Annotated in this window: 24 protein-coding genes; 13 read left to right on the top strand and 11 right to left on the bottom strand. The window is 66.0% G+C overall.

All coding sequences use genetic code 11. The features are described from left to right. The first annotated feature begins 114 nt into the window (after nucleotides 1-114). The 4 genes from G557_RS0109165 (at nucleotide 115) to metE (ending at nucleotide 4,907) form a co-directional block, all read left to right on the top strand. Nucleotides 115-801: a hypothetical protein gene (locus tag G557_RS0109165; protein WP_028245797.1), complete on the top strand. Its 687-nt coding sequence runs from the start codon at nucleotides 115-117 to the stop codon at nucleotides 799-801. 23 nt (nucleotides 802-824) lie between these two features. Continuing rightward, complete coding sequence (locus G557_RS0109170; protein ID WP_028245798.1) at nucleotides 825-1,604, top strand: variant leucine-rich repeat-containing protein; 780 nt, start codon at nucleotides 825-827, stop codon at nucleotides 1,602-1,604. Between the two features lie 64 nt (nucleotides 1,605-1,668). After that, nucleotides 1,669-2,640: a methylenetetrahydrofolate reductase gene (locus tag G557_RS12790; protein WP_051224957.1), complete on the top strand. Its 972-nt coding sequence runs from the start codon at nucleotides 1,669-1,671 to the stop codon at nucleotides 2,638-2,640. Continuing rightward, entirely contained in the window at nucleotides 2,559-4,907 is a 2,349-nt protein-coding gene (metE, locus tag G557_RS12795) for a 5-methyltetrahydropteroyltriglutamate--homocysteine S-methyltransferase (protein WP_051224958.1), read from the top strand. Before G557_RS12790 ends, metE begins: the two co-directional genes overlap by 82 nt. Nucleotides 4,908-5,217: 310 nt before the next feature. Here the strand turns inward: metE and G557_RS13530 are convergent, their stop codons facing one another. Both G557_RS13530 and G557_RS0109190 read right to left on the bottom strand, forming a co-directional pair. Further along, nucleotides 5,218-5,931 carry a DUF2510 domain-containing protein gene (locus G557_RS13530; RefSeq protein WP_051224959.1) on the bottom strand — a complete coding sequence of 238 codons (714 nt, stop codon included), beginning with the start codon at nucleotides 5,929-5,931 and terminating at the stop codon, nucleotides 5,218-5,220. Between the two features lie 50 nt (nucleotides 5,932-5,981). Continuing rightward, entirely contained in the window at nucleotides 5,982-7,049 is a 1,068-nt protein-coding gene (locus G557_RS0109190; RefSeq protein WP_028245799.1) for an inositol-3-phosphate synthase, read from the bottom strand. Between the two features lie 188 nt (nucleotides 7,050-7,237). On the opposite strand from G557_RS0109190, the gene G557_RS0109195 reads away from it, so the two are divergent. Next, entirely contained in the window at nucleotides 7,238-8,524 is a 1,287-nt protein-coding gene (locus tag G557_RS0109195) for a glycosyltransferase 87 family protein (RefSeq protein WP_169337772.1), read from the top strand. Nucleotides 8,525-8,530: 6 nt separating this feature from the next. Here the strand turns inward: G557_RS0109195 and G557_RS0109200 are convergent, their stop codons facing one another. From G557_RS0109200 to metX, 3 genes are read right to left on the bottom strand one after another with little or no spacing between them, the layout of a single operon-like run. Then, complete coding sequence (locus tag G557_RS0109200) at nucleotides 8,531-8,791, bottom strand: type II toxin-antitoxin system RelE/ParE family toxin (RefSeq protein WP_036962018.1); 261 nt, start codon at nucleotides 8,789-8,791, stop codon at nucleotides 8,531-8,533. Then, entirely contained in the window at nucleotides 8,781-9,062 is a 282-nt protein-coding gene (locus tag G557_RS0109205) for a hypothetical protein (protein ID WP_028245802.1), read from the bottom strand. Before G557_RS0109205 ends, G557_RS0109200 begins: the two co-directional genes overlap by 11 nt. Nucleotides 9,063-9,121: 59 nt before the next feature. After that, on the bottom strand, nucleotides 9,122-10,345 hold the full coding sequence (gene metX / locus G557_RS0109210; RefSeq protein WP_245542792.1) for a homoserine O-acetyltransferase MetX: 1,224 nt from the start codon (nucleotides 10,343-10,345) through the stop codon (nucleotides 9,122-9,124). An 84-nt stretch (nucleotides 10,346-10,429) separates the two neighbouring features. Here metX and G557_RS0109215 point away from each other — a divergent pair, with 84 nt between their 5' ends. The 4 genes from G557_RS0109215 (at nucleotide 10,430) to epsC (ending at nucleotide 13,674) form a co-directional block, all read left to right on the top strand. Further along, entirely contained in the window at nucleotides 10,430-11,248 is an 819-nt protein-coding gene (locus G557_RS0109215) for an SDR family oxidoreductase (protein ID WP_051224961.1), read from the top strand. Further along, nucleotides 11,245-11,928 (top strand): uracil-DNA glycosylase, encoded by a 684-nt coding sequence (locus G557_RS0109220; protein WP_028245805.1) that lies wholly within the window; start codon nucleotides 11,245-11,247, stop codon nucleotides 11,926-11,928. Before G557_RS0109215 ends, G557_RS0109220 begins: the two co-directional genes overlap by 4 nt. Nucleotides 11,929-12,072: 144 nt before the next feature. Continuing rightward, on the top strand, nucleotides 12,073-13,008 hold the full coding sequence (cysK, locus tag G557_RS0109225) for a cysteine synthase A (protein ID WP_028245806.1): 936 nt from the start codon (nucleotides 12,073-12,075) through the stop codon (nucleotides 13,006-13,008). 75 nt (nucleotides 13,009-13,083) lie between these two features. Then, nucleotides 13,084-13,674: a serine O-acetyltransferase EpsC gene (gene epsC / locus G557_RS0109230; protein ID WP_036962020.1), complete on the top strand. Its 591-nt coding sequence runs from the start codon at nucleotides 13,084-13,086 to the stop codon at nucleotides 13,672-13,674. 65 nt (nucleotides 13,675-13,739) lie between these two features. Here epsC and cuyB read toward each other — a convergent pair whose 3' ends face one another. Continuing rightward, the gene (cuyB, locus tag G557_RS0109235; protein WP_028245808.1) at nucleotides 13,740-14,459 is read right to left on the bottom strand and encodes a cysteate racemase; all 720 of its coding nucleotides are present in this window, start codon (nucleotides 14,457-14,459) and stop codon (nucleotides 13,740-13,742) included. Nucleotides 14,460-14,714: 255 nt separating this feature from the next. On the opposite strand from cuyB, the gene G557_RS12805 reads away from it, so the two are divergent. Next, a complete protein-coding gene (locus G557_RS12805; RefSeq protein WP_036962023.1) occupies nucleotides 14,715-15,950 on the top strand; it encodes a carboxylate--amine ligase in 1,236 nt (411 codons plus the stop codon). Nucleotides 15,951-16,050: 100 nt separating this feature from the next. Here the strand turns inward: G557_RS12805 and G557_RS0109245 are convergent, their stop codons facing one another. Both G557_RS0109245 and G557_RS12810 read right to left on the bottom strand, forming a co-directional pair. Next, complete coding sequence (locus tag G557_RS0109245) at nucleotides 16,051-17,076, bottom strand: lipid II:glycine glycyltransferase FemX (RefSeq protein ID WP_051224964.1); 1,026 nt, start codon at nucleotides 17,074-17,076, stop codon at nucleotides 16,051-16,053. A gap of 37 nt (nucleotides 17,077-17,113) precedes the next feature. Beyond that, nucleotides 17,114-17,605 (bottom strand): acyl-CoA thioesterase, encoded by a 492-nt coding sequence (locus tag G557_RS12810; protein WP_084627154.1) that lies wholly within the window; start codon nucleotides 17,603-17,605, stop codon nucleotides 17,114-17,116. A 207-nt stretch (nucleotides 17,606-17,812) separates the two neighbouring features. On the opposite strand from G557_RS12810, the gene G557_RS12815 reads away from it, so the two are divergent. The 3 genes from G557_RS12815 (at nucleotide 17,813) to dcd (ending at nucleotide 22,268) form a co-directional block, all read left to right on the top strand. Further along, on the top strand, nucleotides 17,813-18,850 hold the full coding sequence (locus G557_RS12815) for an enoyl-CoA hydratase/isomerase family protein (protein WP_036962025.1): 1,038 nt from the start codon (nucleotides 17,813-17,815) through the stop codon (nucleotides 18,848-18,850). 89 nt (nucleotides 18,851-18,939) lie between these two features. After that, the gene (locus tag G557_RS13825; RefSeq protein WP_245542793.1) at nucleotides 18,940-21,540 is read left to right on the top strand and encodes an energy-coupling factor transporter ATPase; all 2,601 of its coding nucleotides are present in this window, start codon (nucleotides 18,940-18,942) and stop codon (nucleotides 21,538-21,540) included. Nucleotides 21,541-21,662: 122 nt separating this feature from the next. Then, nucleotides 21,663-22,268: a dCTP deaminase gene (gene dcd, locus G557_RS0109265; protein WP_028245810.1), complete on the top strand. Its 606-nt coding sequence runs from the start codon at nucleotides 21,663-21,665 to the stop codon at nucleotides 22,266-22,268. A 241-nt stretch (nucleotides 22,269-22,509) separates the two neighbouring features. On the opposite strand, the gene G557_RS0109270 is transcribed toward dcd, so the two are convergent. The 3 genes from G557_RS0109270 to G557_RS0109280 all read right to left on the bottom strand — a co-directional run bounded on the left by G557_RS0109270 (nucleotide 22,510) and on the right by G557_RS0109280 (nucleotide 25,895). Next, nucleotides 22,510-22,773 (bottom strand): hypothetical protein, encoded by a 264-nt coding sequence (locus tag G557_RS0109270; RefSeq protein WP_028245811.1) that lies wholly within the window; start codon nucleotides 22,771-22,773, stop codon nucleotides 22,510-22,512. Nucleotides 22,774-22,981: 208 nt separating this feature from the next. Further along, on the bottom strand, nucleotides 22,982-24,226 hold the full coding sequence (locus G557_RS12825) for an MFS transporter (RefSeq protein ID WP_156877149.1): 1,245 nt from the start codon (nucleotides 24,224-24,226) through the stop codon (nucleotides 22,982-22,984). A gap of 184 nt (nucleotides 24,227-24,410) precedes the next feature. Next, entirely contained in the window at nucleotides 24,411-25,895 is a 1,485-nt protein-coding gene (locus tag G557_RS0109280) for a malate:quinone oxidoreductase (RefSeq protein WP_028245812.1), read from the bottom strand. Between the last annotated feature and the right edge of the window lie 25 nt (nucleotides 25,896-25,920).

Raw genomic sequence — 25,920 nt, forward strand, 5'->3', positions numbered from 1 at the left:
CTGGTCATTTGGCAGCGGTGCAGTGGCAAGCGACGGTACGCGATGGCGAACGACGGCGCGGCGCTGAGTGATAGTGTGGCAGCGCGCTTCGTTACGGGAGCAACAGGGGAGCGAATGAGCGAACAGCAGCAAGAACAAGAGCAAGAGTCATCGGGCCGCGCCCGGCCATACTGGATCTTCACATCGATCGTGGGCGGCATCACCGCTCTCGCTGCAGCGACGGCGTTCATCGTGCTGCCGATGCTCAATCGTGAGGCCGTTCCTGCTCCAGCGGCTGAAGCCTCGGCTTCGCAGGTGCCCGGGGTGCCGGCCAGCGCTGAGCCCAGCGCCTCGGCGAAAGCCAGCCCATCAGCGAGCGCCGCTGTTCACGAAATCGGCTCCACCTGCGCTCAGCTGGCTTCAGGCATCGGCACGCTCACAACGGATGCCGGGGTCGGCTTAACAGCCACGAACACCGGCAGCGATGATCGTGAGTCGACGGGCATCGCCAATGTGCGATTCAACGAGAACGCACTGCGCGACAGCGCCCGCCTGAGCTGCACCTGGACCACCGGTGGAGGGCAGGCGACGATCAACGTATCGGTTTATCGAGCCGCTGATCTCGACCTGTCACTGTTCTCAGCATGCCCGGCGCAGAGCAGCCTCAACTCAAGCACCGAGTGCCACGTCAAGCAGACCACCTATGCGACTGACGGGGCGAGCAAATTCTTGGTGGTGACCGCGTGGAGCGGTGAGGCCACTGCTGTGCCCAACGCGGTGGCGTCGAACATCGCCGCCGAGCTGGTGCGCACCAACGCGTGAGTGATCTGAGAGGGAGGACGAACATGAGCGAATCGCAGTGGAGGCCGAACGCGGCTGATGCAGGTGCCACGCCAGATCTCGCCGAGGAGACCACGGTCATCAACGATGTGCCCGAATCGATCACACAGCTGAACCAGGCGTTCGAGGCCACCACGATGATCAACTCGGGGCAGGATGCAGCATCCACCACCATCATCAACTCGACCAGCGACGCGGTGACTGCGATCAACGGGGCCGACGGCGTCGATACAGTGAGTGCCGGTTCGGCTGGGAGCACTGACGATGAGACCGTCGTGGTGCGCGTCACCCAGCACACCGTGCCGGCTCAGCCCGCAGCCTCGCAGGTGCCTGCGGCTGCGGTGCCTGCACCGCCGGTGTCTGCTCTGGCACCGGCAGCTGAGGTCGACCCGACCACGGCCGCTGCGGCAGCACTCGCAGCCAACCCGGCAGCCACACCCGAGCAGTTGCGCTGGGTCGCGCAGTACTTTCCGCAGTTTCACGCACAGCTCGCCGCCAATCCGACGCTCGACCAGCCCCTGCGCGACTGGCTCACCGCTCAAGGCGTAGCCCCGGCACTGCCTCAGCTGCCGGTCATCGGCCAGGTGCCGCAGCAGCCACATCGGGTGCCGCTGGCCTCGGTTGGCACGGTGGGGGCAGTGCATCCATCAGTCGTGGCCGCGCAGAGCGCACCTCGCAAACGCCCGTGGCTGGCGATTGTCGTGGCCACGCTGGTGGCGCTCGCTGCCGGTTTCGTGCTGCCGCTCGCCGCCTTCGCGATCATTGCGCAGCTGAACGGGCGCTAGGCGGAACGTCACAAAGGGTACAACTGGGACGCGGCCCAAGCCGCTTCACTAGACTGGAGCGCTGATGAACCATCACCTGCCGACTCATCCGACCGCCAGCGCTCCGACCCGTTCTCTCGAGGTCTTTCCGGCGCGCGGTCTTGAGCAGCTGCGCGCCAACGTTGTGTCGGTGCGCAAGCTGCTCAAACTCGACCCCGATTTCGTGACGGTCACCTATGGTGCTGCGGGCGGGCGTCAAGACGGCACGCGTGAGCTGGTCACCTGGATCGCCGAGACCGGGGTGCCCGTGTATGCGCACCTCACCTGCCAGGCCGAGAGCCTCGGCCAGCTCGACGAGACCATAGACGAACTGCTCGAGACCGGCGTCACCGGCATTCTCGCGCTGCGCGGCGATGCCCGCACCGACGGCACCGGGCTGGTGCTGCCCCATGCCACTGACCTGATCGCCAGGGTGCGTCAGCGTGCAGAGGCCGCCGGTCGCGAGGTGCAGATCGTGGTCGCGGCTTTTCCTACAGGGCACCCCGAGAGCCGCGATCTCGCCGAAGATGCGGCGACGCTCGCCCGCAAAGAGCAGGCCGGGGCAGACTTCGCGATCACGCAGCACTTCTTCGAGGTGGCTGACTATGAGCGCTTTCGTGAGCTCGCCGACCGCGCCGGAGCAACGCTGCCTGTGGTGCCCGGGCTCACTCCCACCACCACCGTTCGCCGGCTTGAGCGCATCGCGGAGCTCGCCGGACTCACCCCTCCGCCAGCGCTTCACGCTAGGCTGGAGCAAGCGCAAGATGCGCAGACTCGCCGCGACATCGCGGTGCAGACAACAGTGGAGCTGGCCGAACGGCTGGCGCGTGCCGGAGCCCCGGGCATCCAACTGTTCACAATGAATGACGAGCCGACGACCGCTCGCGTGTTCGACGCGTTGAACGGGCTGTTCGGCCACGACACCAAGAAGGAACCATGGCAGATCGACACACCGGGGCCGGCCTTGAGGGCGGCACCGCACTCGGATATCCACGCATCGGCAGACACCGCGAGCTGAAGAAGGCGCTCGAGCAGCACTGGTCGGGCAAGATCAGCGCCGACGAGCTCGGCGCCGTCGCACAGCAGATTCGCGCCACCACGTGGCAGCGCCTGCACGAACTGGGCCTCGAGGCGCACAACGCCTCGATCCCCTCCGACTTCTCGTACTACGACCAGGTGCTCGACGCCGCTGTGCTCGTGGGCGCCATTCCGCCGCGCTTCGCGCAATGGCAGGATGCTGACGGTCGTCTCAGCCTCGAGGGCTACTTCGCCGTCGCGCGGGGCGTGGGCAAGATCGCCCCGCTTGAGATGACCAAGTGGTTCGACACCAACTACCACTACCTTGTGCCCGAGATCGGGCCCGACACCGAGTTCAAGCTCTCGGGCGATCAGCCGGCCCTGCACTTCGCCGAGGCGCTGTCGCACGGGTTTGTCACCCGCCCGGTGATTGTCGGCCCGGTGACGCTGCTCGCGCTGGCCAAGCCGGCCGAGGGCGCACCCGAGGGGTTTGAGCCGCTCGATCGCCTCGACGACCTGCTGCCCGTCTACGCCCAGGTGCTCGCCGGCCTGGCCGAGCTCGACGCCCCGTGGGTGCAGCTCGACGAGTCGGCGCTGGTCAGCGAGCTGCTGCCGGTCGACCGCACCAAGCTCATCGCGGCGGCCAAGAAGGCTTACGAGGTGCTCGGTTCGCTCGAAAAGCGCCCGCAGATTCTGGCGCAGGCGTCATACGCCGCACTCGACGACGCACTGCCCGCACTCGCCGAGGCACCCATCGAGGGCATCGCGCTCGATCTGGTCGAGGGTGACGTGCCCACTGCGGGGGCTCCCGGCGTGACCGGCCTTGCCGATAAGGTCGTGGTCGCCGGTGTGATCGACGGTCACAACATCTGGCGCGCCGACCTGGCCAAAGCACTCGAGACTTTGCGTGCGATCGAGCCGCTGGCCGGCCGCGTCGTGCCCTCGAGCTCGACCTCTCTGTTCCACGTGCCGCACACCCTCGACGACGAGTCGAAGCTGCCCGATCACGTGCGCTCCTGGCTGGCTTTTGCCGCCGAGAAGGTCGTCGAGATCGTCTCGCTCGCTCGCGCCCTCGATGGTGACCAAGCCGGCGTGGCACAGGTGTTCGCCGACGCGGCCGAGGCGCTGGCCACTCGCGAGGCGCATGCCGGCGTGCACCGCGCCGAGGTGGGCAGCCGAGTCGCGGCCCTCACCGAGGCCGACTTCACCCGTGCGCCGTATGCCGAGCGTGCATCCGTTCAGGCCGCCGAACTCGAGCTGCCGCTGCTGCCGACGACCACCATCGGGTCGTTCCCGCAGACACCCGAGATTCGCCGCACCCGTTCACAGTTCACCAAGGGTGAAATCACTGAGGCCGAGTACGTGGAGCAGATCCGCGGGCACATTCGCGAAGTCATCGAGCTGCAGGAGCGCATCGGGCTCGACGTGCTGGTGCACGGTGAGGCAGAGCGCAACGATATGGTGCAGTACTTCGCCGAGAACCTCGACGGTTTCGACGTCACCGAGAACGGCTGGGTGCAGTCGTACGGCTCACGCTGCACGCGCCCGAGCATTCTCTGGGGCGATGTGGCCCGCCGCGGCCCCATCACGGTTGACTGGTCGGCCTACGCGCAGTCGCTGACCACCAAGCAGGTCAAAGGGATGCTCACCGGCCCGGTCACGATTCTCGCGTGGTCGTTCGTGCGCAACGACCAGCCCAAAGAGGTCACTGCCAACCAGGTCGCTCTCGCACTGCGTGATGAGATCGCTGACCTTGAGGGCGCTGGAATCGACATTGTGCAGGTCGACGAGCCGGCCATCCGTGAGCTGCTGCCGCTGAAGAAGGCCGATCACGCCGACTACCTGAGATGGTCGGTGGGGTCGTTCCGTCTGGCGACGGGTGGGGCGAAGACCCGCACCCAGGTGCACACGCACTTGTGCTACTCAGAGTTCGGGCAGATCATCGACGCGGTCGACGGCCTTGACGCCGACGTGACCTCGGTCGAGGCCGAGCGCTCGAAGATGGACATCGTTGCCGACATCAAGGCCGCCGGGTTCTCCCGTGGCATCGGCCCGGGTGTCTACGACATTCATTCGCCGCGCGTGCCCGATGTGAACGATGTCGAGAACCTGCTCGACATTGCCCTCGAGTCGATTCCGGCGCAGCAGCTGTGGGTCAACCCGGACTGCGGCCTGAAGACTCGCAAGTACGACGAGGTTGTGCCGGCCCTGACTCATCTGGTCGAGGCGGCACAAGCCGAGCGCGAGCGGCTGGCCAAGGCCGAGTAATCGCCTGACGCATTTGAGGGCGGGGTTCGGGGTTTCCCGGGCCCCGCTTTCGTGTGCCTAGAGGGTGTGGCGTGGTGTCTGGTGCGTGATGTCTGCAGGTGTGACGTGACGTCTGCAGCGGTGGGGTTTGTGGTGCCGACTTTGTGTTTGTGCTGCGGACTTTGCGTTGGTTGCACAGGTTGCGGTGGTTGCACTTGGTGGGTCGGTGGACCATGTGGGCCGGGCGCGGCAGCGGAGGCCGAGCGAGTATTCGGCAGACAAAAAGGGGCTCGGGAGAATCGCGCCCTCCCGAGCCCCTTCGAGGTCGGAATCAGTAGTCCGTGTCGACGTCGTTGATGCGCCAGGCCCCGTCTTCTTGAATCAGTGAGTACGTCTCTTTGATGTCGTACTCGTTCGAGCTGCCGGAATAGCTCGAAGAAGCCGTGTACTCATAAACCACAGTTGCGGAGTCACCGTTGATTGTCTCGCTGGTGATGTGGGCGTTGGTGATTTCGACGGCCGAAGACGGCGAGTCATCCGAAGACTTGCTCGACTCGCAGTTCTCGACGAATTGATCGCGGTATTCAGCAGAGACCAGCTGCCCGTAAGAGTTGCAATCGGTGGTCGACAGGTTCAGCCGAGCCGCGGTGTAGCGCTCGACGATATCGCTCGGCGACGACTTGCTCCAGACCAGCGCCCACAGCAGAATCAGCACGATCAGCAGCACTGCGACGCCCGCACCGATGCCGATGATCAGGCCTTTCTTGCGGCGGTTGCCTGTCGGTGCCTGACCGCCAGGTGCGGTGTTGGCCGTCCACTGGGCGCCATCCCAGTAGCGCTGCAGCCCGGGAGTGCCCTGCGGGTCGGGGTACCAACCGGCCGCCGGTGCGCCAACTTGTGCCGCGCCAGCTTGTGCTGCGCCGGCGCTCTGTGACTGCTGCCCCGGCACCCGAGCAGCAGGGATGCCCGGGTTCGGCTGGTCTGCCGGCCCCGGTTGCTGCGGTTGCACCGGTGGAATCGGTGGGATGGGTGGGACGGTCGACATCAGGCCTCCTGAGCTTCGGCGAGGCCGGGCGCCGTCGCGGTGCTACGAGTCTATGACTCAGCTATGAAGGCCTCAAGCAGCTCGCGGGCATGTTCATCAGGATGCTGCACCGCGGGCGACTTCATCAGGTAGGCGCTCGCTGCCTCGATGCTGCCGCCGACACCCCGGTCGAGGGCGATCTTGGCTGCGCGCACGGCGTCGATGATCACGCCAGCCGAGTTGGGGGAATCCCACACCTCGAGCTTGTACTCCAGGCTGACCGGAATGTCGCCGAACTCGCGTCCCTCGATGCGCACGAACGCGAACTTGCGATCATCGAGCCACGGCACCCAGTCGCTTGGGCCGATATGCACGTCGCGCTCGGGCAGCTGCTCGTGAATGTTGCTGGTCACGGCTCGGGTCTTCGAGATTTTCTTCGACTCAAGGCGCTTGCGCTCGAGCATGTTCTTGAAGTCCATGTTGCCGCCGACGTTCAGCTGATAGGTGTGGTCGATGGCCAGCCCGCGCTCCTCGAACAGGCGGGCCAGCACGCGGTGGCTGATGGTCGCACCCAGCTGGCTCTTCACATCGTCGCCGACGATCGGCACACCCGCAGCCTCGAACTTCGCGGCCCATTCGGGGTCGCTGGCAATGAACACCGGGATGGCGTTGACGAACGCGACCTTCGCGTCGAGTGCGGCCTGCGCGTAGAAGCGGTCGGCCTCTTCTGAGCCCACCGGCAGGTAGCTCACGAGCACGTCGACCTCGCGGTCACGCAGCACCTGGGCGACGTCGACCGGGGTCGCCGTCGACTCGGTCACGGTGTCGCGGTAGTATTCGCCGAGCCCGTCGAGAGTGGGGCCACGGTCGACGGTGACGCCGGTGGCAGCCACATCGGCGAACTTGATGGTGTTGTTCTCACTGGCCCAAATCGCGTCGGCCAGATCGAGGCCGACTTTTGCAGCATCGACATCGAAGGCTGCCACGAACTCGAGATCGCGCACTCGGTATTCGCCGAAGACGGTGTGCATGAGCCCCGGCACCGTGGCGTCGTCGGCGACGTCGTGGTAGTAGGTCACCCCCTGCACCAGTGAGTTTGCGCAGTTGCCGACGCCCGCGATCGCGACGCGAATAGTCATAGAGAAATCCTCCTGAGTGGATCGAGACAGCAGCATCACCGAAAACGTGCTGCAGCGGCGCCCTTGCGCGCTGCCTTCAGCAGTCTACAAGCGTGCTCTCTGGTCAGCTCAGTGCGGTGGATGCGGCAGTAACGATCCAGCGAACCTGCTTGCCGAGCCATCAGGGCAGATACGGCACAATGGATGGCGTGCCTTCCTCATCGCCCGCCGTCGCGCTCGAGCGCCCGACCGGCCAGCGTCGACTGGTTAGGCGTATCTTCTCGGCCCCGGCGCTCATCGTGCCCACCTTTATTGCAGTGCACATCTGGCTCGGCGTCTGGGGGCTCACTCACTACGGCTGGCCGTTCGGCGACGTCACGAGCGTGTATCACTGGTGGTCGTATCAGGCGGTGCGCGAAGGCACCTGGTTCGGGCTGACCGACCAGTGGGTCTACCCGCTGCTCGCGATGATCCCGATGCTGCTCACGCTGCTATTCTCGACCAGCTTCGGCCTTGACTACACCGTGACCTGGCTCGGTCTGGTGACGGTGCTCGATGTCGCCGCACTGCTCGTGTTCACCGAGGGGTTGCGCAATCGCCATCGGCTGCGTTTGGTGTGGTGGTGGATGGCCGCCCTACTTGCCCTCGGACCGGTCGCCATCGGTCGCATCGACGTGGTGGCGCTCGCGCTCGCGATCATGGGGCTGAGCCTGCTCGAACATCGCCCTCGCGCGGCAGGACTGCTGCTGGCTGTCGGAACCTGGGTGAAGATCTGGCCCGCGGCCTTACTGCTGGCTGGGCTCGCCGCCTTTCGGCGTGCTCGCCGCAGGCTCGTCATGCCCGGCGTGTGGCTGACCGCTGGGCTTGCCGCACTGGCGATGCTCGTCTCGGCCGTGCGCGGGCAGGGGCTCTCTGGGCTCGCCACGCTCTTCGGCTTCGTTCGTGGCCAGACCTCGCGCAACCTGCAGGTCGAGGCCGTGGGAGCGACTTGGGGGCTCTGGCAGGCACGTGCTGGCGATGGCTCGGTCGTCTACAACACCGAGATTTACACCAACGAGCTCATCAGTGACTCCTCAGTGGCCATCACTCAGGGCGTGACCGTGGCGATGGGGCTCATCGCTGCAGCGGTGGCTCTGTTGGCCCTCGTGCAGGTGCGCCGGTCGCGTGAGCCGAGGCTGGTGGCCGCGTGGGCATCCCTCGCGCTGGTGACCGCGCTGATCGTGTGTAACAAAGTGGGGTCGCCCCAATTCGAGGTGTGGCTGATCGCTCCGGTGCTGCTGCTCGGCGCGATGCGTGCACCGCACTGGTGGCGCCCCGCGGTGCTGGTCACGCTCATTGGTGTGCTCACCCAGGTGATCTATCCGTATTGGTACGGCTATCTGCTCAACCTCAGCGAATGGATGCTGTGGGTCATTACGGTGCGCAACCTCGCCTTGGTGGCGCTCATGGTGTGGGGCGTGGTCGGTCTGATGCGGTTGCCTCGCGTGCGGCGCTGAGGCACGTCACCCGTAGAGCTGCGCGTGTGTGCCGACCATCTGAAAGATGACGATCTCATCGCCGATGAGCTCGTAGAGCACGCGCAGATCGCCAGTCACGCTGAGGCTGTAGAGGTGTTGCAGGCGACCCGAGAGGCGGTGTACGCGCAGCAGTGAATTCATCGGGTCTTCTTGCCACAGCTCGAGTCGGCGCCGGGTGGTCTGCTGCAGCGGTTTCGGCAGCCGCTGATACTGCTTGCGAAACTGTTTCGAGAATCTAATCTGCATCGTCGTCGAGCCAGTCGAACGCCTCGGCGACAGAAGTGAAGGCTGGTGACACCTCGTCGCCTGCATGCGCCTGTGCCGAGAGCAGCAGCAGCTGAGCCTCAACCTCGGGGCGCAGGTGCGGCGGATCGCTGATGGTGATGCTGCGCGACCGCACGAATTCGCGCAGACCCGCACTAACGACCGTGCTGATAGGCAGCCCCAGTGACTTCGCGGTCTCTTGGGCCTGACGTTTCAGCTCGGGATCGATCTTGACGTTCAGCACAGTGCTCATAACCCAAGTGTAGATATTGGTTATCTTGCTGTGAAGTGCTGCGGCGGCGCTGAGGCGCGCTACGCGTCGAGAATGCGGCTCAGCTGTTCGCCCACCGCCTCAACCTCGATCAAGAACGAGTCGTGGCCGTAGGGGGAGTGCACCCGCACCGCCCGGTCGCCCGCGATATGCGTGTGCAGCCCGGCCACGATCGCGTCTTGCTCTTCGATGCCGTAGAGCCGGTCAGAGTCGATGCCCACGACCAGTGCCTTCGCGGTGATGCGAGACAGTGCCTGTGTCACGCCGCCGCGGTCGCGCCCGATGTCATGTGAATTCATCGCCTCGAGCAGCGTGATGTACGAGTTGGCGTCGAAGCGCCGGGTGAACTTGTTGCCGTGGAAGTCGAGATATGACTCGATGGCGAAGCGACCGCCGCGGCCCAACGGCGACACCCCAGACTGCGCCTTGCGGCCGAAACGCGTGTTGAACTCCTCGGCGCTGCGATAGCTGGTGACCGCCACGCGTCGGGCGAGCGCCAGCGCATGCCACGGGCCGCGGCCGGCTGGCAGATCGTAGTAGTCGCCACCCTCGAAGTCGGGGTCGGAGCGAATCATGTCGACCTGCACGGTGTTGACCGCGATGCGGTCGGCGCTGGTCACCGATGGCGCGGCGAGCACGGCGACGCGCTCGAGGCGCTCGGGAAACATGATCGCGAACTCGAGCGCCTGCATGCCGCCCATCGACGGGCCGATCACGGTGTGCCAGCGGTCAATGCCCAAGGTGTCGGTGAGGTTGCGCGCGGTGGTTACGACATCACGGATGCTGATGTACGGAAACTGCGAACCCCACGGTCGGCCGTTGGGCCGCGTGGTCGACGGGCCGGTGGTGCCCTGGCAGCCACCCAGGATGTTGGCACACACGACATGAAAGCGATCGGTGTCGATGGGCAGCCCGGGGCCGATCTGGGCATCCCACCAGCCGGCGGTTTTATGGCCCAGCTCGCGCACCCCAGCGGCATGCGAGTCGCCGGTGAGCGCGTGCAGCACCAGCACGGCGTTTGAGCGGTCGGCGTTGAGCTCGCCCCAGGTCTCGTAGGCCACGCGCACGTTGTCGAACGCGCCGCCGAACTCGAGCTGCTGGCCGCCGACGTGAACGAACTGACGGCGACCGGGTGGGTCGCCCACGAGCCACGCACCGGTGACCGGCGGTTTGCCCAGCGAGTGCTGCAGCACACGATCGGTGATCGGGGAGTACAGAGAGTTGTCGGCCTCGCCGCGCCACCCGCCGTACTGCTGCATCATCATGTGCTCGCCTCTGGATTTGGGGTAAATGGGGTCTCGCGAAGTCACCGTATTCTACCAGCCCGCGGTTCGGCATAGAGTAATTGCATGACTGATCAGACTCCCCCCGTACAGACCTTTGATCCCGCCGTCAGAACCGCCGTCGTCACCGGCGCGAGCTCTGGCATCGGCCGCGCCACCGCAGAGCTGCTGCGAGCCCACGGCTGGCAGGTGGTCGCCGTCGCGCGCCGCGCCGATCGGCTCGACGAGCTGGCCGCGGCAACCGGGGCCATCCCGTTCGTCGCCGATCTCACCGAGCAGTCTGAGGTCGACGACCTTGCGGCCTTGGTCGGTCAGCTCGGCCGCATCGACGCGCTGTTCAACATCGCCGGCGGCGCCATCGGCACCGAGACAGTTGAAGACGCCATCATCGACGACTGGGTGCGCACCTACGAGATCAACACCATCGCCACAGTGCGCGTCACCCGAGCCCTGCTGCCGGTGCTGCGCACGACAGCCGCCGAGCACGGCTGGGCGAGCATCCTCACCCTCACCTCGACCGCCGGGCTCATCTCCTACGAAGGCGGCGGCGCATACACCGCGGCCAAGCACGCCGAGCAGGCGTTCGTCGAGACGCTGCGCCTCGAGCTCAGCGGCGAGCCGATTCGCGTGATCGCGATCGCGCCGGGGCTCGTGCACACCCCGGAGTTCTCACTCAACCGCCTGCATGGCGACCAGGCCAAGGCCGACGCGGTCTACGCCGGGGTCGACCACCCACTCACCGCAGAAGATGTGGCGTTGGTCAACGTGCAGACAGTCGAGCTGCCGCCGCACATCAACCTCGACCTAGTAGTGGTGCGCCCGGTTGCGCAGTCTGCCCAGCACAAGCTGCACCGCGGCCCGCTCACTCCCCGCATCGAGCAGTGACGCAGGCGCGGCCGATCACAGAACTGGTGCACCCGAGCTGGGCGCCGGTGCTGGCACCCGAGGCTGAGCGCATCGCGCACATTGGCGAGTTTCTGCGCGCCGAAGCTGCTGCGGGGCGTCGGCATGCGCCTGACGGGCCCCACATTTTTCGCGCGTTTCAGCAGCCGCTGGGCGACGTGCGTGTGCTCATCGTGGGGCAAGATCCGTACCCCACGCCGGGGCATGCCATGGGGCTGTCGTTCTCGGTGCGCCCCGAGGTGCGGCCGCTGCCGAAGTCGCTGAACAACATCTTCACCGAGCTGCACGACGATGTCGGTGTGCCTCGGCCGGTCAGCGGCGATCTGAGCCCCTGGGAGCGCCAGGGCGTCATGCTGCTCAACCGAGTGCTCACCGTCGAGGTTGGCCGGGCCGGCTCGCACCGCGGCATCGGTTGGGAGGCAGTGACCGAGCGAGCCATCACGGCGCTTGCCGATCGCCGGCAGCCGCTGGTGGCCATCCTTTGGGGCAAGGATGCCGAAACCGCGCGCCCGTTGCTCGGCGACGCGCACGTGATCGCGTCACCGCATCCGAGCCCGCTGTCGGCCTACCGCGGCTTCTTCGGGTCGAAGCCGTTCAGCCGTGCATCGGCCTGGCTCGAGCAGCAGACCGGTCGTGGTATCGACTGGGCGCTGCCGGGTTGATCGTGCGCCCTCGCGCTGGTTTGGCGCACAGTGCGTCAGTGTTACGAAATGTGTTGACGAGAGCGTCATCGTGTCTGTGGTCACGTCTAGACTGCGTTCGCGGTATATCACCGCGACACGCGACTTCGGAAGGCGACACCCCACATGGCTGAGATTCACGACAGCATCCTTGAGACGATCGGCAACACCCCGCTCGTACGACTGGGGAGGCTGGCTGCCGAGACCGACGCAGATGTGCTGGCCAAGGTCGAGTTCACCAATCCAGCCGGAAGCGTCAAAGACCGTCTGGCCGCGGCCATCATCGAGGCCGCCGAGCGCAGCGGCGAGTTGAAGCCCGGCGGCACCATCGTCGAGGGCACCAGTGGCAACACCGGTATCGGGCTGGCGTTCGTCGGAGCGGCCAAGGGGTACCACGTCATCCTCACCATGCCCGAGACCATGTCGGTCGAGCGCCGCGTGCTGGCACGCGCCTACGGTGCCGAGATCGTTCTCACCCCCGGGGGCGAGGGTATGAAGGGGGCGGTGGCGAAGGCCGAGGAGATCGTTGAGAACAGCGACAACGCCATCCTCGCCAGCCAGTTCACGAACCCGGCGAATGCGGCCATCCACCGGGCCACCACGGGCCCCGAGATCGTGGACGCCACTCAGGGCCGCGTCGACTACTTCATCGCGGGCATCGGCACAGGTGGCACGCTGACCGGCGCCGGTCAGATTATCAAGGCTGCCAACCCCGATGCGATCATCATCGGCGTCGAGCCCAGCGATTCGCCGATCCTCAACGGCGGTGCTCCGGGCCCGCACAAGATCCAGGGCATCGGAGCCAACTTCGTGCCCGATGTGCTCGACACCGAGCTCTACGACGAGATCATCGATGTGGCATTCCCCGACGCTACGGCCACGGCACGAGCCCTCGCCAGCGCGGAGGGCATCCTCGCAGGCATCTCGGCGGGTGCGGCCACTTGGGCTGCACTCGAGGTGGCCAGGCGTCCCGAGGCCGCAGGCAAGACCATCGTGGTGATCATCCCGGATTCGGGCGAGCGCTACCTGTCGACGTCGTTGTACGCCGATCTGCTCGACTGAGCAGGCCCGGCCTCGAGCCGGCGACGGAGAGACCGGAGGGCGTTCATGGTGCGTGAAGACGATAGAGTCGTAGGAATGTTTCGCACAATCCGAGAAGACATCGAGAACGCGCGCGCCCACGACCCGGCCGCGCGCAGCTCCGCCGGCATCTTCTTTCTGTACTCGGGCCTGCACGCGATCTGGTGGCACCGCCTCTCGCACTGGCTGTGGCACCATCACGCCAAGGGGCTGGCGCGCACGCTTTCGCAGTTCTCGCGGTTTCTGACCGGCGTTGAGATCCATCCCGGGGCCACGATCGGCCGACGGTTCTTCATCGATCACGGCATGGGCGTGGTGATCGGCGAGACCACCGAGATCGGCGATGACGTGATGATCTATCACGGGGTCACCCTGGGCGGCACCAGCCTCGAGGCCGAGAAGAGACACCCCACCATCGGCGACCACGTGCTCATCGGCGCCGGGGCCAAGGTGCTCGGGCCGGTAGTCATCGGTGCGCACAGCTCGATCGGGGCCAACGCCGTGGTCGTGCGGTCAGCGCCCGAGCACTCGCTGCTCGTGGGCATCCCCGCGAAGCCGAGGCCGCGACGCAGCGAGCCGGCCGAACCTGCACCGGCAGACACCGCCGACGAAGGCGACGAGCTGCAAGACCCGGCGCTGTACCTCTAGCGCTGCTTAGTCGCGCTCGGGCAGGCGCGAGCTTTCGCCCAAGCGCAGGGCGTCTTCGCTCGAGGTCAGGCACGCGGGGCGTCGGTGCGCAGCTGGGCACCCGCCTGCAAGATGGTCTCTTCAGCCAGCACCTCGAGGGCGTCAACCGAGTCGAAGTCGTGGGCGAACTGGTGCTCTGGCACGCTCAGCTCGGTGCAGCCGATCACAGCCACGTCGGCGTGCTCGGCCAGAGTGCGGCGCAGGATGCTCAGGTACAGCTCGCGGTCGAGCGGCCGGTTGGCTTTCACCTGGTCGAAGATCACGGCATCGACATCGACCTGCACCTGCTCGGTGGGGTTGACCGCCACGAGCCCCACACGTTCGAACGCCTGCTGGTAGAGCCCAGACGAGACGGTGCCGCGAGTGCCCAGCACACCGACACGGGTGCCGGCGGGGTGCGTGGCTGCAATGCGCTCGGCGGTGAGCGTGATCATGTTGAGCACGGGCACGTCGCTGGCCGCGGCGATCTCGTCGTAGAAGAAGTGTGCGGTGTTGCACGGGATCGAGATGACGCGCACGCCGCGTCGGTTGAGCTCACGGATGTCGTCGAGGATGGGGGGCAGCGGGCTCGGCTGGCTGTGGTCGAGAATGTACGCCGTGCGATCGGGAATGCTGCAGTGCTGCAGCAGCTCGATGTCGAGATGGTCTTGGTCGGTGCTGACTGCGGTCTTGGCCGTCACTCGGTGCAGAAACAGAATGGCCGCATCTGGGCCCATGCCCCCGATCACTCCTACTGCTGGCTTCACCGTTCACTCCTCAGATCGCATCAAGTCTACGGGTGCCGCGTATTCGGGCGGGTTATGCCGTAGGGGTGAAAAGGTGTTGTAGGGGTGACTGTGCTTCACCCCTGCTGCACATTTGTCGATTTCTTCACCCCTGCGGTACGTCTCTGGGGTTCTTCACCGCAGCGGCTGGTCGCGGGGTGGGAAATGACCCGGGCGCTTTACAATGGCACGGGAAACGGCACGAGCCTCAGAACGGCCGACGCCAGTGAGGAACACATGACGCGAAGCGCACACCCGGATTTTCAGCCGGTGCTGCTCGGTACCGGAGCCAACGCCTACGGCCTGGCCAGAGGGTTCTTTGACGAGTTCGGCGTCACTTCGCTGGCAGTGGGATCGTTCCCACTGACCCCGACGCGCCATTCGCGGCTGGTCGAGGTGCGCACGGTCGACGACTTCACCTCTGACAGTGGTTTTCTGCGCGCGCTGGAGCAGGTTGCCGCAGAGCAGCGTGCGGCGCACCCCGATCGTCCGCTGCTGCTGATCGCGACCGGCGACACTTCGGCTGCGCTGCTGGCCAGGCACCGTGACGTGCTGCGCCAGTGGTATCTGACCTCGACCATCGACGGTGATCTGCTGCAGCGTGTCGTCGAGAAGTCATCGTTTTACGAGCTGTGCGCAGAGTATGGCATTGACCACCCGATCACCTCGGTATACACACACGAACAGTTCGAAGCGGGTGCTCCAGTCGAACCTCCCGCGGCGTTCCCCATTGCACTGAAAGCCTCGGACAGCGTGGCCTACCTCGATTGCCAGTTCGAAGGTCGCCGCAAAGCATACGTGTTGGAGTCACAGGCAGAGCTCGACGACGTTGTCGAGCGCATTTACACAGCCGGGTACCCGGGGGCGCTCATCCTGCAAGACTTCATCCCGGGAGACGACTCGAACATGCGAGTGCTGAACGCGTATGTGAACAGTGACGGCAGCGTCGCGATGATGAGCTTGGGCCGGCCGCTGATGGAGGAGTGGGCACCCGACCGGGTCGGCAACTATGCAGCGATCGTCTCAGGGGGTGAACCCGAGATCTATGCGCAGGCGGCCCACCTGCTGACGGCTTTGGGATACACGGGTTACGTGAATCTCGACGTCAAGCGCGATCCCCGTGACGGAAGTTTCAAGTTCTTCGAGATCAATCCACGGCCCGGAGGCAGCAGCTATTTCACTACCGTGGCCGGGCTCAATATGGCGCGATGGATCGTGCTCGATCTCATCGAACACCGGTATGCGCCCACAGTGCTGGGCGAGCGGCACCGTGTCTGGCTCGGGGTACCCCGCTCGATCGTGCGACGATACGCCCCCGCAGGCGCGCTCAGAGACGAGGCTCTGGCGCTTATCCGTCGAGGCGAGGTCGGCACCACGGTCTTCTGCCGGCATGATCCGAGCCCGCGGCGCACCCTAGACATGCTGCGCTACTGGCTGTCATTCCATCGCACCTATCGTCGGTGGGCGAAGTGACCGGGAAGGATGCGCCGTTCACGGCATGAACTGCGAAAGGCGCAGGAGGGGCTGAGGAGTGCCGTTGACTGTCTCGGCAGTGGCTGTCACACGAGTTGGTTCAGCGGCCGACCAGTGAGCGTAGTCGGCGCAGCGCGGCGTTCGCCGTGGGCAGCAGGCGCGTCCAGAGTGAGTAGCGCCACGAGAAGGGCACGTCGACGCCGGAGTGCAGCAGGTCTTCGTGTTTTGAGAACCCGCGTTTGAACGTCGAGATGCCGTCGTTGAGCAGTCCGTTGAGATCGTAGCGGGTCACGCCTTGCTGCTGCAGATCGGTGATGGCCGTCCACTTCAGCGCATAGTTCGCACGGAGGTGCTGGCCGACTTCGGTGACCCCACCGTAGAGTTCGAATGACGTGGATGCGCTCACGGCGTTCCAGAGGAAGGCCACGGGCTCGTCGCCCTGCCACGCGGCCCAGATGGGCGAATGCTCGCCGAGCTGCTCCTGCACCGCAAAATAGTAGGCGCGATCGTGCAGAGGGAACCCAGCACGCTGCGCTGTCTCATCGTAGACGTCGAGCAGCTTCGCAATCTCGTCGTGGTCGCGCACCCTGCGGTAGACGAGATCTTCGCGCTGCGACTTGTGCACGTACTGCCGGGTCTTTTTGGCCATGCCTGCCAGCAACTCTTCGGGGGTGAGGCGCAGATCGAGGATCAGCGTGCTGGGAATGAGCACATGACCGGCCTGGGCGCGGCCACCCTGCACCTCGAAGGGAACGTCGGCATTGATGTCTGGTTCAAACGTGATGCCGATGCCGCCGATCTCACGGCGCACATGAGCGGCCACGGCCGTGGCGATCTCACCGAGCCGGTCGGCGTCGCCGAACGGGCCGCGGGGCACATAGGCGATACGCGCAAAAGGCAGAGGCAGCCGTCGAATGAGCACCTGGGCCCCACCGATCGTGCGGTCTGCGGCTGCGTCACGCACCTCAAGATGCACGGCCTTCCAGCTGCCGCTGTGCGCCTTTGCTGCACCCCAGCCCCAGAGCTGCAGAGGGTGCCCCGCATGCTCGTCGACCAGAGCATCCCAATGGTCGCGGTCGGGCACCGCACGGACGACAAGGGAGGTATTGGAGGCAGTCGCGTTCACGCCAACGAGTCTAGTCGGGGAGTGTCGCGCCAGCCGATCAGCGTGCGTTCTGAGAGTCGATATCGACTGACGTGGCCTCGTCGGGGTGCACGATGGGCACCACCTGCGTGATGGGAGCACGAGGGATGGGCTCACCCACGCGCTTGGGAATGCGGTCGCGCAGATAAGTGATCTCGGTGAACCCGTGAGGCGCAGGTTTGCCGTCGGGGCCGAGGTTGACGAACACGATCTCGTTGATAGTGAGGATCGTCTTGCGGGTGATCATGTTGCGCACGATGCAGCTCATGGTCAGTGACGTGCGGCCGAACTTGGTGGCGACGAGCCCCATCTCGATGAGGTCGCCCTGCCACGCGCTCGAGACGAAGTTGATCTCAGAATAGAACTTGGTGACGCAGCGCTCGTTGCCGAGCTGTACGATCGCGTAGATCGCCGCCTCTTCGTCGATCCACTTGAGCAGGCTGCCGCCGAAGAGCGTGCCGTTGGCATTCAGGTCTTCTGGGCGCACCCAGCGGCGCGTGTAGAAGTTCATGTGGTGCTTGTTGCCCAGCGGACGATCTTCGTAGTGATCGGCCCCCTGGTCGGGGAATCCCTGTGCGTCATTGCTCATGCACAACAATGTAGCGCACTGGCGGTGGATGCGAACGCCAGATTCGCGCATCCACCCATGCCGCTTTCGTCATATATCATCACCCCGCGAATGTGCCCCGCGTCGCCAGGTCGTGCTTAGATCGTGGTCATGAGCCCGACGACGAATCCTCCGCTTCCACTGCTGGCGACCGTGCGCGGTCATGTCGGAGAGATCGTGCTCAACCGAGAACGGTCGATCAACGCAATTACCGGCGAGATGGTGGCGCTGCTGCATACGGCACTCGACGACTGGGCAGACGACCCCGAAGTGCAGTCAGTGGTGATTCGCGGCGCTGGCGCTCGCGGTCTGTGCTCGGGAGCTGACATTCGGCATCTGGCGCAGGCCTCGGCCTTCGATCGCCACGACTTCTTCTCGGCTGAATACGAGCTCGATCTGGCCATCGCCGAGTACGCCAAACCCGTGGTCACGTTTATGGATGGCATCACGATGGGCGCTGGGGTGGGTGTGAGCGCGCACGCGGCCTTTCCCGTGGTCACCGAGCAGTCGCGGGTGGCCATGCCCGAAGTGCGCATTGGCCTGGTGCCCGACGTGGGCGCCAACTGGATTCTCTCGCGTGCGCCCGGCCGACTGGGCTTTCTGCTGGCCTACACCGCCAGCGACTTCACCGGGGCCGACGCCATCGCGCTGGGGTTCGCCAAGCACTTTGTGCCGAGCGATTTTCTCGAGCAGATTGTCGAAGAGCTCTCGGCCGGGGTAGGCGAGGGCGAGGCAGCACGAGAACGTACCGCAGAGATCATCAGCCATGCCGAGGTGGCTGCGCCCAGCTCACCGCTGCTGGCACAGCAGCCCCTCATCGACGAACTGTTCGCCGACCCCGAACCGCTGACGGTCATTGAACGACTGCGCGCGCACGGAGGCTCCGACACCGCGGCGATCGCCGACCAGATCGAATCGATGTGCCCGTTCTCTGTGGCCGTTGCGCGCCACTCGCTTGAGCTCGCAGCCACGCAGACACTGGCCGAGGTGTTCGCCACCGATCTGCGGGTCTGCTCGGCGCTGACTGCCCGCCCCGACTTTCGCGAGGGTGTGCGGGCGCAGGTCATCGACAAAGACCGCAACCCCGTCTGGAACCCGGCGCATCTGACCCAGGTCACCCCCGAATCAGCGGCGGCATTCCCCGCCTGACCCAGATTCATCACATGAAGGTTGCGACATGCTGAATGTGCTGCAACCATATGAGGCATGGCCTCAAGACTGCGCACCACACTGTGAGCGTGCAGGTCGACCACCTCAGCATTCAGCGTGAGGGGCAGGCGCACCCGGCGCCACAACAGGTCAGTCTCGAGCTGCACCCCGGCGAGGTCACTCTGCTGCTGGGCCCCTCAGGTGCGGGCAAGTCGACGCTCGCCCTCGCCCTCGACGGGTTGATTCCCCACGAGATTCCCGCCGATCTCACCGGCAGCGTGCGCGTCGACGGCCTCGATGCCGGCACCACACGAGTGGCTGAGCTCGCCCGCCACGTGGCCATGGTCTTTCAAGACGCTGACGCGCAGATCGTCACGGCCACCGTCTACGAAGAGGTCTGCTTCGGCGCCGAGAATCTCTGTCTCGATCGCGAGACCATCGCACAGCGGGCCGACCACGCGCTGCGTCTCGTGGGGTTGTGGTCTCGTCGGCGGGATGACCCGGTCACCCTCTCAGGCGGCGGTCGCGCCAGGCTCGCCATCGCTTGTGCACTCGTGCTGGGGTCGCCCACCATCGTGCTCGATGAGCCTACGGCGAACCTCGACCCGGTGGGGCGGGCAGATGTGTTCGCGCTGCTCGGCAAGCTCGCTGACGAAGGGCGCCACTCGATTCTGCTGATCGAGCACAACCTGGATGCGGCGGCGGCGATCGTCGACCGCGTGGTGGTGCTCGACCACGCCGGATCAGTTGCCCTGGATGGTACGGTCGACCAGATGCTGCGCGGGCAGGCCGCCCAGCTCGAAGCCCTCGGCGTCTGGCTGCCCGTCTCGGCGCAAGCCGGCCGGCTGCTCGGCTTTGACCCGCTGCCGCTGACCCCAACAGAGCTCGCCGCCTCGATCGGCGACGCCATCGACAGTGGGCGTCTGCCGAGGCGCGAGGCGAGTGGGACGGTGGGTGAGGTGGCGGCGTTGGGCAAGCCGGCCATCCATGCGCAGCATCTGAACGTGCATGCTGGTCGCGACCGCACACCACTGCTCACCGATGTGTCGCTGGCGGTGCCGCCCGCGTCGCTCACCGCGATCGTCGGGCACAACGGCGCCGGCAAGACCACGCTTGCGCAGCGCCTGGCCGGCGTGGTCGACCCCGGGCGCGGTGCCGTCGAGGTGTTCGGACGCGATGTCTCGCGCATGCCGGCACGCGAGCTGGCCGCCACGGTCGGGTTCGTGTTTCAGAACCCCGAGCACCAGTTCATCACCGAGTCGGTTGCGGCAGAGCTCGCGCATGGGCTGCGGCTGCAAGGGCTCGCCGATGACGAGGTGCGCCAGCGCGTTGACGCGATGCTCGATCGGTTGCAGCTGCGTGAGCTGCGTGACGTGCACCCCTACCTGCTCTCGGGCGGGCAGAAGCGTCGCCTGTCTGTGGGCACGGCGCTGATCACCGGGGCGCGCGTGCTGGTGCTCGACGAACCGACGTATGGGCAAGACCAGGCGCGAGCGGCCGAGCTGGTGCGCCTGCTCGAGCAACTCGTGGCCGAGGGCACCACCGTGGTGATTGTCACCCATGACATGCAGCTCGTGGCAGAGTCGGCCACACATGTGGCCGTCGTCGACGACGGCAGACTGACTGCGTTCGGGCGCACCGCGCAGGTGCTGGCCTCGCCGCAGTTCGCCGCCGCCGGGCTGCTGCCCCCTCCGCTCGGGCAGGCCACCGCACTGCTCGACGCCGACACCGGATGGCGCGGCATCACCCGGCTCGCCGATCTGCGGCAGCTGCTGGCCGACCCCGGGGCACCAAGTGAGCCCGCAAGCGAGGCGGGGGCTGCGGCGCAGGGTGAGCCGCGCATCCACCGTGACAAGGCAGACGCGGCTCTGACAACCGCGCGCCTGCGCGACCCTCGCGTGGCGAGCGCCTTCGACCCCATGCAGCCGGTGCCCCCTCGTGGGCTGCTCGCCCGGCTCAACCCGGTGGCGAAGCTGCTGGCCGCAGCACCGCTGATGCTCGGCGCCCTGACGCTCGGCAGCGTGCCGGCGCTGATCGCGCTCGTGTGCCTGGCCTGGCTCGTGCTCGCGGCGGGGTCGGGGGCCGGGTGGCGCAGACTCGCAGGCATCCTGACGACCACGGCTGTTGCGGTCACCGTTTTCGCCGTCAGCGTCGGCGCCTGGATCGCGCCCGAGCGGGTGAGCGACCATACGGTGCTCTGGCAGATTGGGGGCTGGGCATTCGAGCGCGGCCAATGGATGTTCGGCCTCGTCGTCACCCTGAAGGTCGCCATGATTGCCATGGCCAGTCTCATTCCCGGGCTCACCACCACCGGAAGCGACACGGTGCGCGGCCTGGTGCGCTGGGCTCACCTGCCCTATCGGTTTGGGTATACGGCGCTCGCGGCGATGCGGTTTGTGCCTCGCATCGGGCACTCGCTCGAGCAGATTCGCAAGGCGCATCGGGTGCGCGGCATTTCGGCCGGGCGGGGCCCTGTGGCCGCGCTGCGTCGTGGGGTAGGGTACGCGCTGCCGCTGCTGGCCGACGGCATCAGGCATGCTGAGCGGGTCGCACTGTCGATGGATGCCCGCGCGTTCGGCGCCGAACCCTCGCGCACCGAGCGCTACGACCTACCGTGGCGCTGGTTCGACTGGGCGTTCGTGCTGGGGTTGTGGGGTGTGGCTGTTGCGCTGTTGCTGGTGCTGCACTGAGGCGAGTGTGGGTAGGCGCGTGATTTGTGCGTCGATCTCGGCGGCATATGGCGCGCATGCCTGCGTTTACGACGCAGAGACTTCGGCTGGGGCGCGTCTCGCCGCCCACTAGACTGAAACCTATGCTGCTTTCTGATCGCGACATCCGTCAACAACTGTCTGCCGGGCGAATCGTGCTCGAGCCCAGCGAGGCGCACTTGGTGCAGCCGGCCAGCGTCGACGTGCGGCTCGACCGCTACTTTCGGCTGTTCGACAACCACAAATACCCCGTGATTGACCCGGCCGAGGAGCAGTCTGAGCTGACCCGCCTGATCGAGGTCGACAAAGACGAGCCGTTCGTGCTGCACCCCGGCGAGTTCGTGCTGGGCTCCACGTTCGAGCACATCACCCTGCCCGACGATATCGCGGCCAGGCTTGAGGGCAAGAGTTCGCTCGGGCGGCTCGGCCTGCTCACGCACTCGACTGCCGGGTTCGTCGACCCCGGGTTCTCGGGGCACGTGACTCTCGAACTGTCGAACATGGCGACGTTGCCGATCAAGCTGTGGCCGGGCATGCGGGTGGGGCAGCTGTGCTTCTTCCAGCTGTCGAGTGAGGTCGAGCACCCCTATGGCTCCAAGCAGTACGGGTCGCATTATCAGGGGCAGCGCGGGCCGACCGCGTCGCGCTCGTGGCTGAACTTCTCACGGGTCGACGTGAGTGTGACCGACGCGGGTGCAGCCGGGCAGTGAGCTCGCGAGTGCGTCAGTCTGTTGCCGTCAGGCTGTGAAGAGGGCAGCGTCTTCTCGTCAGAACGCAGCGTTGCACGCTGCCTGCGGGTGCGCCCATCGCTGCAGGGCGCACGTTTGAGCGCGCTTCGTGCACTGATACCGCGCGAATGATTGCGAGAACGACCCACAAATCGACCGACAGCTTTGGGCGGCGGCATGGAGACCCAAGCGGCTCCCATCCCCGGCGAAGGGTCAGAAGAGGCTACTCGTCGTCGAGTGAGTCGTCGTAGTCGTCGCCTTCTTCGGCCTCGGCGTCGCGTGCGAGCTCGGCGTCGATGGACTGAATCAGGTCATCAGGGTCGTCGACCAGCAGCTCTTGGAAGGTCTCGTTGTCTTCGAGCGCCTCGAGCCCGGCTTCGATGGCCTCGTCGACGGTGGCTCCGTCGTCGATGGCCTGCCACAGGCGCTGCTTGTACTGGTGCAGGGCGGTTTCGACGGCCTCTTCGTCGGCGTAATTCTCAGACATGACTTAATTCTTGCACCACTCAGCAGGCGACACGCGAGAAGTTCGCGCCTCGTTGTCGGGTGCCCGTTGCGGTGCGAGTTTGCTGTATCGAGTGTGTAGAAAAGCGGTCTACGTGGGCGCGTATTCACCGCTTTTCTGCACACTCGGCGCCTGGGCGTACGCGCCTCGGAGCACGTGCATTCTGCGGTGGCGTGTGCGGTGCATGCCGTCAGCTGGGCACCCGTTCGCGCCGAGGTCGCAGGTCAATGCCGAACGATATCGCCCCGATCACGACGCCGGTCAAGGTGATCCATACGCCGAGCTCAAGCGTGCTCAGATACCCGGCACCTGAGGCGACGACCAGGCCGCCCAAGAACGCGCCCATCGAGTTTGCCATGTTGAACGCCGCGTGGTGGCTGGCTGCGGCGATCGTCTCGCTGCCCGGGGCCACCTGCATCAGGCGCGACTGCGCCGGTGGGCCGAGCATCGACGAGCCCACGCCCATGATGAACACGAAGAGGAACAGCACGAAGAAGCTGCCCGGATAGCGCAGTCCCAGCACGAACTGCCCGAGCAGCATCATCACGAGCATGATGCCGAACGCCGTGAACACCGTGCGCGCGATGCTGCGGTCGCCCATGCGGCCGCCGAGCAGGTTGCCCACTGTCATGCCCAGACCAGTGACCACCAAGACCAGGGGCACCCAGCTCTCGGGCATGCCAGCCACTTCGGTCGCGATCGGCGAGATGTAGCTGTAGAAAGCGAACCATCCGCCGAAGCCGATGGCGCCCATCGCGATGGTCAGCCACACCTGTAGGCGGCGGTAGGCGCGAAACTCGGTGAGCACGCTGGCGTGTGGATTGCCGGGTGCGGCAGGCACGAACAGCGCCACTGCGACGAAGGTTAGGGCGAATACACCGGCGACGATCAGATATGCGGAGCGCCATGAGGTCTGCTGGCCGACCCAGGTGCCGAAGGGCACGCCGATCACGTTGGCCACGGTGAGACCGCCGAGCACGAAGGCGCCGCCGCGTGACTGCGATCCGGGGCCCATCAGCCGTGCGGCCACGATCGAGGCGACACCGAAGTAGACGCCATGCGGCAGCCCGCACAGGAATCGCCCGATCATCACCGCGTTGAAGGTGGTGAGCATCGTCACGATCAGGTGGGCGACCACGACCCAGGCGAGGATCACCAGCAGCAGGCGTTTCTTCGGCCAGCGTGCCGTGAACGCGGTGATCAAGGGAGCGCCGACCACCACGCCGGCGGCGTATGCCGAGACCAGGTGCCCTGCGGTGCCGTTGGCGACCTCGGGGTCGGTCGTGGCCAGCTCGGGCAGCAGGCCCTGTGCCAGCTGCGGCAGGATGCCCATGGTCACGAACTCGGTAGACCCGATGCCGAAGCCGCCGAGTGCGAGGGCCAACAGCGCGAGACGCCGGCGTGAGGGCGGAAGTGCGATGGGGGAGAACGTCACCCGCTCAGTGTAGTCGGAGGAGACCGCGCGTTCGTTGGTCAGCGGGTGTGCTCGTTGGTCAGGGCGGTGGGGTGCAGTGACCAGCGATAATGCAGTGTGGCGAGGGAACGCGCGGTTGCGAGCTGGGGTGGGTACAAAACAGCGGGTGACCGCTGTGCGCGACCACCCGCTGTGGAGTGTGGAGTCAGGCCTCGAGCCCCAGCGCCTCGGCAGTCGAGGCGAAGGTTTTGGCGGCCAGATCGGCGTTGTCGCTGAGCGCGGTGCCGTAGGTGGGCACCAGCTCGGCGATGGCCTTGGACCATGCACCGCCGAACTGCTCGGGGTACGCCTGAGCCAGCAGCTTCAGCATGATCGGCACGGCGGTCGAGGCGCCCGGCGAGGCGCCCAGCAGACCGGCGATCGAGCCGTCTGAAGAGGCCACGACCTCGGTGCCGAACTGCAGCACACCGCCCTTGCCCTGCTTCTTGATGACCTGCACGCGCTGGCCGGCGACGATGAGCTCCCAGTCGTCGCCATTTGCCTCGGGGTAGAACTCTTTGAGCGCTGCAACGCGGTGCTTCTGGGTCTGCGTGACCTGGCTGACCAGGTACTTCTCGAGATCCCAGTTTTTGAGGCCGACGTTGAGCAGCGGGCCGAGGTTGCTGGGGCGAATCGACGACGGCAGATCAAGCCACGAACCGGTGCGCAGGAACTTCGGCGACCAGCCGGCGTAGGGGCCGAACAGCAGGTGCTGCTCGCCGCCCACGAAACGGGTGTCGAGGTGCGGCACCGACATGGGCGGCGCCCCGACGGCCGCCTGGCCGTAGACCTTCGCATGATGCTTCTTGGCGACCTCGGGGTTCTTGGCGCGCAAGAACTGCCCGCTGATGGGGAAGCCTCCGAAGCCCTTGATCTCGGGGATGCCCGACTTCTGCAGCAGGTGCAGTGCGCCGCCGCCCGCACCGACGAACACGAACTTAGCGGTGTAGGTCTCGCGTGCGCCGTTGGAGCGGTGCTTGACCGAGACCTGCCAGCGGCCGTCGTCGAGGCGCTTGAGCCCGGTGACCTCGGCGCCGTAGCTGATGGCGGTGCCGCGCTCGGCGGCGAACTTCAGCAGATCTTTGGTGAGGGCGCCGAAGTCGACGTCGGTGCCGGCCACGGTATGGGTGGCCGCAACCTGCTGGTCTTTGTCGCGCCCGTTGATCAGCAGGGGAGCCCACTGACCGATGGTGCGCTTGTTGCCGCTGAACTCCATGCCCTGGAACAGCGGGTTGTCTTTGAGGGCCTCGTGGCGAGCCTTCAAGAAGTCGGAGTGCTCTTTGCCGATCACGAAGCTCATGTGCGGCACGGTGTGGATGAAGTGATCGGCTTCGAGTGCACCGCGGCGTACCAGCTCGGCCCAGAACTGACGTGAGAGCTGGAACTGCTCGTTAACCGAGACGGCCTTGGAGATGTTGATGCTGCCGTCTTTGGCCTGCGGCGTGTAGTTGAGCTCGCACAGGGCCGAGTGACCGGTGCCGGCGTTGTGCCAGGGGTCTGAGCTCTCGCGGCCGGCGCCGGGCAGGCGCTCGAAGACCTCAAGAGACCAGTCGGGCTCGAGGATCTTCAGAAATGCGGCGAGCGTCGCGCTCATGATGCCGGCGCCGATGAGCACGACATCGCGATCGTTCCGTGAAAGTGGTGTGGTCACTGCTGGGTCTCCAGATTCGCATAGC

It is taken from the genome of Pseudoclavibacter soli DSM 23366 (assembly GCF_000423505.1).
GTDB lineage: Bacteria > Actinomycetota > Actinomycetes > Actinomycetales > Microbacteriaceae > Pseudoclavibacter_A > Pseudoclavibacter_A soli.

Bases quoted from the DNA above. Each gene is read 5' to 3' on its own strand.
- G557_RS0109165 (WP_028245797.1), top strand. From the start codon at position 115: ATGAGCGAACAGCAGCAAGAACAAGAGCAAGAGTCATCGGGCCGCGCC.
- G557_RS0109170 (WP_028245798.1), top strand. From the start codon at position 825: ATGAGCGAATCGCAGTGGAGGCCGAACGCGGCTGATGCAGGTGCCACG.
- G557_RS12790 (WP_051224957.1), top strand. From the start codon at position 1,669: ATGAACCATCACCTGCCGACTCATCCGACCGCCAGCGCTCCGACCCGT.
- metE (WP_051224958.1), top strand. From the start codon at position 2,559: ATGGCAGATCGACACACCGGGGCCGGCCTTGAGGGCGGCACCGCACTC.
- G557_RS13530 (WP_051224959.1), bottom strand. From the start codon at position 5,931: ATGTCGACCGTCCCACCCATCCCACCGATTCCACCGGTGCAACCGCAG.
- G557_RS0109190 (WP_028245799.1), bottom strand. From the start codon at position 7,049: ATGACTATTCGCGTCGCGATCGCGGGCGTCGGCAACTGCGCAAACTCA.
- G557_RS0109200 (WP_036962018.1), bottom strand. From the start codon at position 8,791: ATGCAGATTAGATTCTCGAAACAGTTTCGCAAGCAGTATCAGCGGCTG.
- G557_RS0109205 (WP_028245802.1), bottom strand. From the start codon at position 9,062: ATGAGCACTGTGCTGAACGTCAAGATCGATCCCGAGCTGAAACGTCAG.
- metX (WP_245542792.1), bottom strand. From the start codon at position 10,345: ATGATGATGCAGCAGTACGGCGGGTGGCGCGGCGAGGCCGACAACTCT.
- G557_RS0109215 (WP_051224961.1), top strand. From the start codon at position 10,430: ATGACTGATCAGACTCCCCCCGTACAGACCTTTGATCCCGCCGTCAGA.
- cysK (WP_028245806.1), top strand. From the start codon at position 12,073: ATGGCTGAGATTCACGACAGCATCCTTGAGACGATCGGCAACACCCCG.
- epsC (WP_036962020.1), top strand. From the start codon at position 13,084: ATGTTTCGCACAATCCGAGAAGACATCGAGAACGCGCGCGCCCACGAC.
- G557_RS12805 (WP_036962023.1), top strand. From the start codon at position 14,715: ATGACGCGAAGCGCACACCCGGATTTTCAGCCGGTGCTGCTCGGTACC.
- G557_RS12810 (WP_084627154.1), bottom strand. From the start codon at position 17,605: ATGAACTTCTACACGCGCCGCTGGGTGCGCCCAGAAGACCTGAATGCC.
- G557_RS12815 (WP_036962025.1), top strand. From the start codon at position 17,813: ATGAGCCCGACGACGAATCCTCCGCTTCCACTGCTGGCGACCGTGCGC.
- dcd (WP_028245810.1), top strand. From the start codon at position 21,663: ATGCTGCTTTCTGATCGCGACATCCGTCAACAACTGTCTGCCGGGCGA.
- G557_RS0109270 (WP_028245811.1), bottom strand. From the start codon at position 22,773: ATGTCTGAGAATTACGCCGACGAAGAGGCCGTCGAAACCGCCCTGCAC.